The sequence below is a fragment of the Flavobacterium aquidurense genome, assembly GCF_031458035.1.
Classification (GTDB): Bacteria; Bacteroidota; Bacteroidia; order Flavobacteriales; family Flavobacteriaceae; genus Flavobacterium; species Flavobacterium aquidurense_C.
Genome location: NZ_JAVDXR010000002.1, coordinates 67,925 through 80,994 on the forward strand (window position 1 = coordinate 67,925; position 13,070 = coordinate 80,994).

The window sequence follows — 13,070 nt, forward strand, 5'->3', positions numbered from 1 at the left end:
CCATGAAAAAATATATTTTAATCAGCTGTTTTATTCTGATGTTTACCACAGCCTGCAACGACGATTTATTAGATACCCAGCCAGAAACCAGTATTCCTGAGTCTTTAGCATTTAGTACTCCGGAAAAAATTCTGGCGCAGACGAATAACCTGTACAAACAATTACAAAATCAAAGCTTTTACGGTGGTCGATTCATTATTTTTAATGAACAGCGGGCCGACCAGTTTGGACAAAACGATGGAAATGCCGCAACAGGTTCTGCAGTGTGGAATCAAAATGTGGCTTCAACAAATGATTTTGTAAACAATGTCTGGTCAGTAGGATATACAGCAATTAATGCCTCAAATATTCTGATCAGCAAAATGAATGAAACAACTGTAATTTCAAAAGAATTGGCTAAAAATTATATTGCCGAGGCCAAATTTATTCGTGCTTTCTGTTACTTTAGCTTGATTCAAACCTATGCTAAGCCTTATAATCAGGACAAAAATTCGTTAGGGCTGCCTTTGCGCTTAACGCCAATTACAACTTCTGGGAATAATGATTTGGCCCGAAGTTCTGTAGAAATGGTGTACAATCAAATTATCAAAGATTTAGATGAAGCGGAAATAGATTTACCGGTTAGTTACACAACGCCATTATTAAATACTTCGAGAGCTAAAAAAGTTACCGCAATTGCCTTAAAAACAAGAGTTCTTTTAGTACAGAATAATTTTGAAAGAGTAATTTCAGAAGCTAAAAAAATCGTTTCAGCTACCGCACCTTTTCAGTATACAGAAGGAAATTTAACCCAAAAATTAGAACCTAATTATGCTGCCATTTTTGGAGGAAGTTATACCGGAACTGAAGCTGTTTTTTCTATTCCTTTTGCAAATTCAACTACAGAAACCCCTTCGGCACAATATGCCTTGGCTTATAACTATTTAACACAGCCTATTATTTTTTTAGCAGCAGCAGGAATTGTTAGTGATCCCGTTTTTAGCACTGCTTCTGATGCACGTTCAGGCCTGATCGGAACTAGTGCAGCCAATCAAAAGGTATTAAAAAAATTCAGTGTTACAACAGCACCTTTTAGGGATTACGTTCCTATAATGCGTTATGCCGAAATACTATTAAATTATGCCGAAGCAGCTGCCAATACTAATGATTTGGTACAGGCAACAGCCTTATTGAAAGCCGTACGAAATCGCTCCGATCCCAATTATGTCTTTCCGGCAAATGATATTGCAACAAAAGACGCCTTGATTGCAGCAATACAAAAAGAAAGAGATATTGAATTTTTAGGTGAAGGTTTCCGTTTGATGGATTTGCAAAGAAAAGTACAAACCTTGCCGGCCAAAAAGGGTTCAATAGGAACAGCTCCTTTGGTTTTGCCAACCAGCAGTAATTATATTTGGCCAATACCAAGCGGGGAAATTTCCACAAATAATTTAATGGTGCCAAATCCTTAAATACATGCTTCATTTCTTATATAAAATGCTCGATTTGTACGAGCCCTATATTTTGTATTGCTCTACTTTTGAAAGCTGTTAATTGGGCTCGTTTTCTATTTAACATGCAAAAACCTAATTATCTAATTTAACCAAAAAGGTTCTCTAAAACATATAAAATGAGATTACGATTTATAGCTGTGGCTTTGTTTTCAGTATTTTTCCAAAGTTCCTATTCGCAAGCAGATATTTCGACAGAAAAAAGAATTCAACAGTTAATTAAGAAAATGACTTTGAAAGAAAAAGTCGGTATGCTGCATGGAAATTCTAAATTTTATACTGAAGAAGTAAAGCATCTCGGAATTCCGGAATGGGCCTTGTCAGATGGTCCTCATGGCGTTAGGGCAGAAATGAATCGTCATAACTGGAAATATACAGGTCAAACGGATGATGCTTCAACCTGTTTTCCTCCCGGTACGGCTATGGCAGCAAGCTGGAACCTGGAACTCGCAAGACAACGTGGGATTGTTTTGGGAGAAGAAGCACGTTTTCGAAAAAAAGATGTATTGCTTGGACCTGGAATCAATATTATTCGTTCTCCGCTTTGCGGAAGGAATTTTGAGTATTTGAGTGAAGATCCGTTTCTTATTTCGCAGCTTTCCATAAATTATATCAAAGCTTTGCAGACTCAGGACGTGGCTGCTTGCGTAAAGCATTTTGTAGCCAATAATCAGGAACAAAATCGTTTTGTTGTTGATGTCACGATGAGTGAACGCGCTTTACGCGAAATTTATTTGCCGGGTTTTAAAGCTTCAGTTGTTGATGCGGGAGTCTTGGGTGTTATGGGTGCTTATAATAAATTCAGAGGTTCCTATTGTACCGAAAATGATTATTTGGGAAGAACACTTTTACGGGATGAATTTAAATTCAAAGGAGTTTATATGTCGGATTGGGATGCTGTGCACAGTACCGAGAAAGCGGCTTTGGCAGGTTTGGATCTGGAAATGGGAACCGAAAAAGAAAATTATAACGACTGGTATTTCGCAGATCCTTTGATTAAAGCAGTGCAGGAAGGACGTATAAAAGAAAGTTTAGTGGATGAAAAAGTAGCCAATATTCTGAGAGTCATGATTAAGACTAAAGTTTTAGATCCAAAAACCAGAATTACAGGCTCTATAAATACAAAAGAACACCAACAGGCAGCGTATCGTTCTGCCGTAGAGGCGGTTGTTTTATTGAAAAATGATAAGCAAATTTTGCCGTTGAATATGGGTGCGATAAAATCGGTAGCCATTATTGGGGATAACGCAACCCGTACCCATTGCGGCGGTGGATTTAGCTCAGAAATAAAAGCGTTGTATGAAATTACACCGCTTCAGGCGATGACAACTAAATACGGAAAGTCAATGCAAATAAATTTTGCACAAGGGTATGAGAAACAATCTCATGTGGTAGAAAGAAGCAGCGACGGTCAGTTAAACACGGATAAAGTAGATTGGAAATTAATCGATGAAGCAGTTGCTCAGGCCAAAAAATCGGATGTTGCGATTGTTTTTGCAGGTTTGAACCATGACTTCGATTCAGAATCATTTGATAGACTTCACATGCGTTTGCCTTACGGACAAGAAACTTTAATTCAGGAAGTAGCCAAGGCAAATCCCAAAACCATAGTGGTAATTATTGCAGGTTCGCCTTTGGAACTGGCTGGTATTGAATCTCGTGTACCTGCTGTAGTGTGGGGTTGGTACGGCGGAATGGAAGCGGGTAACGCTGTGATTGATGTGTTGAGTGGCAAGGAATTTCCTTCAGGAAAATTACCCTTTACGATGCCTGTGACTTTAAGCCAATCTCCGGCACATGCTTTAGGAGCCTATCCGGGGCATGATTTGAAAGTAAATTATGAAGAAGATATTTTGGTAGGCTATCGCTGGTTTGACACCAAAGAAATTGAACCTCAATACCCTTTTGGTTATGGACTTTCTTATACTTCTTTTGATATCTCCAGTGTTACTGCTGATAAAAAAAGCTACGGTGTTAATGATGAAATAACAGTGAAGTTTACGATTAAAAATACAGGAAAAACGAATGGTGCAGAAGTAGTTCAATTGTACGTTGGTCAAACAAAATCGTCGGTTTTAAGACCTAAAAAAGAATTAAAAGCATTCGATAAAATATTCCTGAAACCAGGAGAACAAAAAACTATTGATTTAAAAGTGAAGGTAAAAGATTTGGCTTTTTATGATGAGAAAACTACTGACTGGAAAATTGAACCGGGTGAGTTTGTACTTTATACAGCTACATCAGCAAAAAATATTGTGAGTACACTTCCTATTACGGTACAATAAGAGAATAATATGTAGTTTTTTTACAGTAATATAGTTCATTGTTTGAACTGTATTACTGTTTTTTTTGCATGTACATTGCGTTAAATTTTTTACCACAGAGATACACAAAGATTTTTCACAGAGTTGCACGGAGAACATTAAACTTTACATTTTTGTGTGATTTCGTAAGATTAATAAAAACTTTGTGTATCTCTGCGAAACCTTTGTATATCTCTGTGATATCAATTAATTACTGTTTTTTTTGCATGTACATTGCGTTAAATTTTTTACCACAGAGATACATAGAGATTTTGCGAAGAGTTTCACGAAGAAAATTAAACTTTGAGTCTTTGCGAGATTAAAACCAAACCCAAACGGAGTCGTTCTACAAAGAATGGCAATTAAATAAAGGATTTTTGTTTCACGCAGATTCTGCAGATTTCAGCAGATTCTACAGATTTATTTATTATTAATTATCTGCGCATATCTGCTTAAATCTCTTTAAAATCTGCGTGAAAAAAACTTTGCGCCTTTGCGTCTCTGCGAGATTAAATAAAGCCTTTGTGTATCTCTGCGAAAACTTTGTGTATCTCTGTGGTATCAATTAATTTCCTCTTCTCTCCTTGAGGTCTTTTTCAATCCCAATTTCCATATTTCGGTCGATTACATAAAAGCATAACAGAACGGCACTTATTATAAATATAAAACCGGGATAAATGCTGACAGAAAGTTTAATTCCTTCTACTGCTGCCGGAACCTGGTTGATTTCTTCGGCTACATAACCATATTTAGATAAAAATGCCGCACCCAAGGCGCCGCCAATACTGATTCCTATTTTCAATCCAACAAGCATGGCCGAAAAAACGGTAGCAGTTGCTCTTCTGTTGTTTTTCCATTCGCTGTAATCCGCTACATCGGCAATCATAGCCCACAATAACGGAATGGTTACTCCGTAGATAAATCCATGTGCCAATTGTGTCAGGAAAACAAGTGCAATAGCGGTTCTGCTGTAAAAATAAAAAAGCAGCAAGCTTATAGCAGACAAAAAAATGAAAGTGATATAAATATTTCTTTTGCCAAACGAATCTGCCAATGATTTTGAAAATAAAATCCCAAAAATCATAAAAATAATCCCGCCAGCATTAAAAAGACTAAATGCAGAAGTAGCAACATCTGCAGGCCACTGAAAATCTACTAATCCCATCGCTATCAGAGAATTATTCAAATTATGAATAAATGCTGTAAAACCAATATCATTCAAAAATACAGTTTGCGCAACAGGATCTAAATAATATTTAAAATAGAAAACATACATGCCGCCTTTTAAAGACAAGGTTATAAAAACCAGAATAGTAACCAGTAGCATAACAAGCCAGGGACCATTTTTAGCCAGATCAGCAAAATCCTGTCTGATGGAAGATTTTTGGTTTTCTGTGGGTATGATGCGTTCTTTTGTTGTAAAAAAAGTGATGAGCAAACAAATTACACCTATAACGGCAAATAGAATCATCGTGTTTTTAAAACCTACGGCTTTATCGCCATGTCCTAAAATTAAAACCAAGGGCAGTAAAAGGGACTGAATTATAAATTGAGCCACCATTACCGCAACAAAACGATAGCAGGAAAGACTATTTCTTTCTTTCATATCACCGGTCAAAACGCCACTTAAAGCAACATACGGTAAATTATTTGCTGAATAGATGATAACCAGAAAAAAGTAAGTCAATAAGGTATAAATGATTTTGCCATTTTCTCCAAAATTTGGAGTTAAAAAGGAAAGGACAGCGCCAATTCCAAACGGCAAGGCAGTCCATAATATCCAGGGCCTGAATTTTCCCCAACGGGTGTGAGTACGATCCGCAATAATGCCCATAATGATATTAAAAAAAGCGCCGACAAAACCTCCAATAAAAATAATTACACTGGCAGTTCCGGCGGGAATTTTATAGACATCGGTATAAAAGAAAGCTAAAAAGGTAAGTAAGGTCTGAAATATTAAATTTGCTGCAAAATCTCCTAAACCGTAACCTATTTTTTCCAGTACAGAAAGCTTTTGCGATGTATGGCTCATCAATATGCTGGCTGACTTTTTTCTGCTTATCCCCATGCGCTGATTAAAAAATATTTTAGAGCGATATATCATTGAAATAGTACTTCGTTTTCATTTCATTTGAATAAAATGTTAAATGTAAAAATAGCTTGAAAGTTGAAATAAGTTTGTCAATTTTGAAGCCTTTAATAGCACATTTGAAGCATTCTTTACTTATACCAAATCTATTAAATTTAAATTGCTATTTTAGCTTCTGATTTAAAAAAATAACTGAAAATCAACATCATTATTCACACTTTTTCATTTTACTTATATGCGTATTCTCTATCTTTTATTGATCGTTTCCTGTTTTTTTATTGGTTGTAATAAAAAACAGAATACTGAAGAGTATCACAAATATACCAATGATTTAATTAATGAAACAAGTCCGTATCTTTTACAGCATGCGCACAATCCTGTAGATTGGAAAGCTTGGAATCAGGAAACGCTGGACAAGGCAAAAGCAGAAAATAAACTGATCATTATTTCTGTTGGATATTCGGCCTGCCATTGGTGCCATGTTATGGAACAGGAAAGTTTTGAAAACGAGGCTGTAGCCAAAGTAATGAATGACAATTTCATCAGCATAAAAGTAGATAGGGAAGAGCGTCCGGATATTGACCAGATTTATATGAACGCCGTACAATTGATGACAGGCAAAGGCGGATGGCCGCTTAACTGTATTGCGCTTCCCGATGGGCGTCCTATTTTTGGAGGTACTTATTTTACCAGGGAAGAATGGACAAAAGCCTTAACGGAGCTTTCTGCTTTATATAAAAAAGATCCTAAGAAAATCAGTGAATATGCAGACAAATTAGTTGCAGGAATTCAGAAAGCACAATTAATCACCGTTAATAATAGTCAACCTGATTTTAAAAATTCAGCACTTTCTGAAGCTGTAAAATTATGGCAAAAAGAATTAGATTATAAAGAAGGCGGTTTAGCTGGAGATACCAAATTTCCAATGCCAAACTCGTTAAGTTTTCTCCTTCGTTACAGTATTCAAAATAAAGACAAGGCGATGCAAACCTATGTGCAGACAACGTTAACAAAAATGGCCAATGGCGGGATTTATGATCCTATTGGCGGTGGTTTCTGCAGATATTCAGTCGATTCAAAATGGCATGTTCCTCATTTTGAAAAAATGCTTTACGACAACGCACAATTAGTGAGTTTGTATTCGGATGCGTATTTGGTAACAAAAGATGATTTGTATAAAAAAACGGTGGCTGAAACACTGAATTTTGTAGAGAAAGAACTCATGGCTTCCAACGGAGCTTTTTATTCGTCTTTAGATGCCGACAGCAAAAATAACTCAAATAAACTCGAAGAAGGTGCGTATTATGTCTGGAAGAAAGAAGAGTTGCAAACGCTGTTAAAATCTGATTTCTCTCTTTTTCAGGATTATTTCAACATCAATGAAAATGGTTTATGGGAAAATGAAAACTATGTTTTATTTAAAACACAATCAGATAAAGACTTTGCAATCAAAAACAAACTGACGGAAACAGAACTGGAATCTAAAATAAAAAATTGGAAACAAATCCTTTTAACGGCCAGAAAAAAAAGACCAAGACCTCATTTAGACGATAAGACTTTAACTTCATGGAATGCTTTAATGATAAAAGGCTATGTAAGTGCGTATCGTGCATTTAAAAATCCACATTATAAAGAAGTTGCTTTAAAAAACGCCAATTTTATTGTTAACAATCAGCTTCAAAAGGACGGAAGTTTAAATCACAGTTATAAAGAGGACAAAAGTAGTATTGTTGGTTTTTCAGAAGATTATGCTATTGTTATAGAGGCGTTTATTTCTGTTTATCAGATTACATTGGATGAAAAATGGCTCAATAAAGCGAAACAATTAATGGATTACACAATAACTCATTTTTGGGATAAAAAATCAAATCTGTTTTATTTTACCTCCAATAGTTCAACAGGATTAATTACCAGAAAAATGGAAATTGCAGATAATGTAATTCCGGGTTCTAATTCTATTCTTGCCCATAATCTATTTTTATTAGGACATTATTATTCTAATGATGCTTATTCCAAAACTGCTCAACGGATGTTGAATAATGTAAAAGAAGATGTCTTAAAAGCACCTACGGAATATTACAATTGGCTGAATTTAATGCTAAATTACACTGATAGCTATTTTGAAGTTGCTATTTCCGGAAAAGAGGCTATAGCTAAAACCGTTCAGCTTCAAAGTTATTATTTGCCGAATATTCTTATTGCCGGAGCGACTGCAGCAAGTAAGCTTCCTATTTTAGAAGATCGCTTTGCAGAACATCAAACCTATATTTATGTCTGTGTGAACAAAGCTTGTAAAATGCCGGAAAGCGATGTAAATGTAGCGGTTGGAAAAATAAAAAAGGATTTGTAAAGACCTTTATTTCATAACTAAAAGTCTTCAAAAACGTAAATTTAGCGATATGCTTTCTACGCTAAATAAAAATTATATTCTTTAGATTGTTAAGTGGTTGCTGCTGTCTTATTATATTGAGCAACCAGTTGTGTTAAATTGTTTTGTAATAAATTAAAAGGCAAATATTCCTATTGATTTACAGGTATTTGATAATTTATTTTTATATTTTTTAACTTTTATTACTTATGCAATAAAACTGGTTTTAGCATTCAAAATTGCTACATTTTTTATTTAATATTGTCTATTAAATAGTAAAAATTCATTTATTTAAGATTAAAATTATGTACAATGTTTTTTTAATGCTATTTTTTTATCAATTAACCTGTTCAATATTTAAACAACCGGTTGTGTATTGACTAATTATAATTATATTTGTGGTAATCACACTTATTAAATGTAAAATATAGTTACTATAAAAAAAATTTGAGTTTGGATTTAAAAATTACTGGTGGTTATAAGTGTTATTTTACAGATTTATTTATAACTGAATTTAAGGTTAGTTTTTAAATTAAAAGCCGGAAGTTGAAATGCTTTCGGCTTTTCACTATACTTTTCTATCGGTGTGTATTATCTGTTAGACTGAGGATAGAATTACTCAAAAAAAATTAAACACTAAAGGATCAGCAAAATCTATAACCTCTTAATTTAATCTTTGTTTCATGAAAAAAAGAATTAAGTTCATTTTTATCTTCTTTGTTTTGCTTGTGCATGAAATTGCTTTGGCACAAACTCAAAATCCAATAATTTTTGCTGATGTACCTGACATGTCCATTATCAGAGTAGGTGCAACTTATTACATGAGCAGTACAACAATGCACATGAGTCCGGGTTTGCCTATTATGAAATCTACGGATCTTGTTAATTGGAAACTTATTAATTATGCCTATGATACTTTGGCAGATATGCCCGAATTAAATCTAACAGAAGGAAAAAGCACCTATGGCAGAGGTTCTTGGGCAAGCAGTCTGCGTTTTCATAATGGTATGTATTACGTGACCACTTTTGCACAAACCACAGGCGAAACTTATATTTTTAAAACTACAGCTATTGAAGAAGGAAACTGGCAAAAAGTTTCTTTTAAACCGGATTATCACGACCATTCCTTATTTTTTGATGATGATGGCAAGGCGTATTTAATCTACGGGGCAGGTAAAATTAAATTGGTTGAACTCAATGATGACTTAACGGGAATTAAAAAAGGGGTTCCTGAGAAAGTTATTATAGAAAATGCCAGTGAACCTGCTGGCAATAATATCATGTTAGGTGCCGAAGGTTCTCAGTTATTTAAAATAAAAGGAAAATATTACCTCTTTAATATTTGCTGGCCACAAGGCGGAATGCGTACCGTAATCATCCACAGAGCGGATAATATTAATGGTCCTTGGGAGGGGAAAATTGGTTTGCAGGATTTGGGCGTTGCTCAGGGCGGACTTATTGATACTCCCGACGGTCGCTGGTTTTCTTATCTTTTTCGTGATTTTGGAGCTGTTGGCAGAATTCCGTATCTGGTTCCTGTAAAATGGGAAAATGGTTGGCCAATATTAGGCGAGAATGGAAAAGTTCCTGAAAAATTAGAACTGCCAGCGAGTAAAGGCTTGATTCCGAATTTGGTTGCTTCTGATGAATTCAATCGACAAACCGGAGAAAAAGCATTGCCATTAGTTTGGCAATGGAACCATAATCCGGATAATGCGCTTTGGACTCTTAAAGAAAGAAAAGGATTTCTACGCCTTAAAACCGGTAGAATCGACACTGATTTTCTATTGGCAAGAAACACATTGACACAACGCACTATTGGCCCAACAAGTTCAGCTTCTGTTGCTCTGGATGTTTCTAAAATGAAAGAAGGTGATTTTGCCGGATTGTCGGCCTTACAAAAAGAATACGGACTAGTAGGGGTGAAATTTGAAGACGGCAAAAAATCAATCGTAATGGTAAATACGAATAAAGATATAGCCGTTGAAGTACGGCGAATTCCACTAGATCAAAATCAGGTTTATTTTAAAATTGATTGTGATTTTACCAATAAAAAAGATGAAGCAAATTTCTTCTATAGTTTAGATGGAAAAGTGTGGCAACCTATAGGTGAAACTTTAAAAATGAAGTATACGCTTCCGCATTTTATGGGCTATCGTTTCGCCTTGTTCAATTATGCAACAAAAAATACCGGTGGATATGTTGATTTTGATTGGTTTAGAATTAAGTATTAAAAAGATAAATTATGATAATTAAAAATTTCACGAATGAATTCCAGATTAGAATTCATGTTTTGATATTGGTATTGATTTTACCTGCTTTAGCTGTTAGTCAAACTAAAAAGAAAGCAGAAAAATCAGATTCAAAAATGCCCCACTATCGCAACCTTTTTAAGGAAGCAGGGTACAGTCAAACGGATATAGACAAGAAATTAGCCAAAGCCTATTATGATGTTTTTGAAGGACCCAACAAAGTGTATTTTGAAGAAGGAGATTCTTTAGGATATGTTTCGGATGTCAAAAACAAAGATGCCCGTACCGAGGGAATGTCATATGGAATGATGGTCTCGGTTCAGCTTAATAAAAAAGAAGTTTTTGACCGAATCTGGCGTTGGTCTGTCAAATACATGCAACATCAGGACGGACCACGAGAAGGTTATTTTGCCTGGAGCGTAAATCCTGAAACCAAAAAGCAAAATTCGGCTGGTTCAGCATCAGACGGAGAATTATATTATATCACCAGTTTGCTTTTTGCTTCAAACAGATGGGGCAATGATACCGGAATTAACTACTATAAGGAGGCCAGAAGAATATTGGATGCCATGTGGAAAAAAGACGGCACCGGCAATGTTCATAACATCATTAATACCGAACACAAACAAATATCTTTTGTACCCGAAGGTGGTGGTTACAACTGGACAGATCCATCTTATCATGTTCCGGCATTTTTTGAAATATGGGCTTTATATGCAAAAGATGGACATGAGCAATTTTATGCAGCATGTGCCGAAGTATCTCGTCAATTTCTGCATAAAGCCACTCATCCGGTAACGGGTCTAAATTCAGATTACACTGAATTTACCGGAGAACCACATCCTACGCCTTGGATGCCACCCGGATTTCGTTATGATTCCTGGCGTGTTCCTATGAATATTGCGATGGATTATACCTGGTATGGAAAAGATAAAAAATGGCAGGAAGAGTATGCTGGCAAATTTCAAAATTTTCTTAGATCTAAAGGATTACACACTTTTGAAGATCAATTTAATGTGGATGGTTCTGCTCCCGATTTTATTCTGCAGGCTGGTCCGATTAAAAAACTCAGACACTCAATAGGATTGGTAGCAACTTCGGCAACAGCATCACTAGTTAATCCCGACAAAGCAAGTATGGATTTTGTTCATGCTCTTTGGAAAGCCAAACTCGAACCGTATGAGGACGGTTACTTTGACCCTTATTATGATGGATTAATGTATCTCTTTAGCATAATGCATCTTAGTGGGAATTATCAAATTATAACGCCAACAGTTAAATAATTTTTAAATCTAAAAAATAAAAAATATGAAACAGTATACAGTTGCTCTATTATGGTTATTTATTTTATCTGGTTTTATAGGTTTTTCACAAACAAGTCAAACTGCTATTGCTGAAGATTTTAAACCTTCAACCGTTAATCAGCCCGGTCAGGAATATCCTCAGGTCAATTCTCAGGGTTATGCACGATTTCAAATTTTGGCTCCCGAGGCCAAATCGGTTGTTGTAAGTCTCGGATTGGGTGGAACAAAGGGAGGAACACCTCTCACGAAAGGAGAAGATGGCTCTTGGAGGGGCAACACTGCCGGTCCCATGGACGAAGGTTTTCATTATTATCATGTAACTGTCGATGGAGGCGTTTTTAACGATCCGGGAGCACTTAACTTTTACGGTTCTACACGTTGGGAAAGCGGAATTGAAATTCCGGCACACGATCAGGATTTTTATGCCCTGAAAAATGTTCCGCACGGAAATGTACAGCAAATTCTTTTTCCTTCAAAAAGTACTAATACCTCTCGCAGGGCTTTTGTTTATACACCGCCAGGTTATCATAAAGATAAATCAAAGCAATATCCGGTTTTGTATTTACAACACGGCTGGGGAGAAGACGAAACAGCCTGGAGCAATCAGGGACACGTCAATTTGATCATGGATAATTTAATTGCTGAAGGGAAAATAAAGCCATTTATCATTGTAATGACCTACGGAATGACCAATGAAATTAAATATGGTGGTCTGGCAAGTTTTAAAATAGAACCCTTTCAGACGGTTCTTGTAGAGGAATTAATTCCGTATGTGGATTCCAATTTCCGTACAATCGCCAATCAGTCTAATCGTGCAATGGCGGGTTTATCAATGGGAGGAATGGAAACCAAAATGATAACGCTTAATAAGCCTGAAGTTTTCTCTCACTATGCACTTCTTAGCGGGGGAATTTATAAACCGGAAGATATTAAAGATAAATCAAAAGTAAAATTGATTTTTTTAAGCTGTGGAAGTAAAGAGCGTCCTGATGGTATTAAAGAGGCGGTGTCAAATCTTAAGACTGCTGGTTTTAATGCTGTTCCCTATATTTCAGAAAACACAGGACATGAATTTCAAACCTGGCGCCGCAGCTTTAAGGAAATGGCACCACTTTTATTTAAAGAATAGGTTTTCAATAAAAATTAAAATCTAAATTATGCGTAAACGTAATAGAACAGTTATTTTCAAGTTTGAGAGGACTTTATGGAAAGAAACAATATTGTTTTTTTGTTTTTTGGCTCTGTCTAACAGTTCCTTTTCCCA

Annotated in this window: 7 protein-coding genes; 6 read left to right on the forward strand and 1 reads right to left on the reverse strand. The window is 35.7% G+C overall.

The annotated features are described in order from the left end of the window. Window positions 1–2 precede the first annotated feature (2 nt). Both J2X17_RS03575 and J2X17_RS03580 read left to right on the forward strand, forming a co-directional pair. Window positions 3–1,451, forward strand: a complete 1,449-nt coding sequence (locus J2X17_RS03575) for a RagB/SusD family nutrient uptake outer membrane protein (protein WP_310294776.1) — start codon at window positions 3–5, stop codon at window positions 1,449–1,451. 158 nt (window positions 1,452–1,609) lie between these two features. Further along, a complete protein-coding gene (locus tag J2X17_RS03580; RefSeq protein WP_310294778.1) occupies window positions 1,610–3,775 on the forward strand; it encodes a beta-glucosidase in 2,166 nt (721 codons plus the stop codon). Between the two features lie 583 nt (window positions 3,776–4,358). Here the strand turns inward: J2X17_RS03580 and J2X17_RS03585 are convergent. After that, window positions 4,359–5,825: an MFS transporter gene (locus J2X17_RS03585; RefSeq protein WP_310294780.1), complete on the reverse strand. Its 1,467-nt coding sequence runs from the start codon at window positions 5,823–5,825 to the stop codon at window positions 4,359–4,361. A gap of 292 nt (window positions 5,826–6,117) precedes the next feature. Here J2X17_RS03585 and J2X17_RS03590 point away from each other — a divergent pair, with 292 nt between their 5' ends. From J2X17_RS03590 to J2X17_RS03605, 4 genes are all read left to right on the forward strand, one after another. Continuing rightward, complete coding sequence (locus J2X17_RS03590) at window positions 6,118–8,232, forward strand: thioredoxin domain-containing protein (protein WP_310294782.1); 2,115 nt, start codon at window positions 6,118–6,120, stop codon at window positions 8,230–8,232. 701 nt (window positions 8,233–8,933) lie between these two features. Continuing rightward, on the forward strand, window positions 8,934–10,484 hold the full coding sequence (locus tag J2X17_RS03595; RefSeq protein ID WP_310294784.1) for a glycoside hydrolase family 43 protein: 1,551 nt from the start codon (window positions 8,934–8,936) through the stop codon (window positions 10,482–10,484). A gap of 11 nt (window positions 10,485–10,495) precedes the next feature. Further along, window positions 10,496–11,785 (forward strand): family 8 glycosyl hydrolase, encoded by a 1,290-nt coding sequence (locus J2X17_RS03600; RefSeq protein WP_310294786.1) that lies wholly within the window; start codon window positions 10,496–10,498, stop codon window positions 11,783–11,785. 25 nt (window positions 11,786–11,810) lie between these two features. After that, window positions 11,811–12,935, forward strand: a complete 1,125-nt coding sequence (locus J2X17_RS03605) for an alpha/beta hydrolase (RefSeq protein WP_310294788.1) — start codon at window positions 11,811–11,813, stop codon at window positions 12,933–12,935. The last annotated feature ends 135 nt before the right edge of the window (window positions 12,936–13,070 follow it).

Coding starts and splice junctions, on each gene's coding strand:
- J2X17_RS03575 (WP_310294776.1), top strand. CDS start 3: ATGAAAAAATATATTTTAATCAGCTGTTTTATTCTGATGTTTACCACA.
- J2X17_RS03580 (WP_310294778.1), top strand. CDS start 1,610: ATGAGATTACGATTTATAGCTGTGGCTTTGTTTTCAGTATTTTTCCAA.
- J2X17_RS03585 (WP_310294780.1), bottom strand. CDS start 5,825: ATGAGCCATACATCGCAAAAGCTTTCTGTACTGGAAAAAATAGGTTAC.
- J2X17_RS03590 (WP_310294782.1), top strand. CDS start 6,118: ATGCGTATTCTCTATCTTTTATTGATCGTTTCCTGTTTTTTTATTGGT.
- J2X17_RS03595 (WP_310294784.1), top strand. CDS start 8,934: ATGAAAAAAAGAATTAAGTTCATTTTTATCTTCTTTGTTTTGCTTGTG.
- J2X17_RS03600 (WP_310294786.1), top strand. CDS start 10,496: ATGATAATTAAAAATTTCACGAATGAATTCCAGATTAGAATTCATGTT.
- J2X17_RS03605 (WP_310294788.1), top strand. CDS start 11,811: ATGAAACAGTATACAGTTGCTCTATTATGGTTATTTATTTTATCTGGT.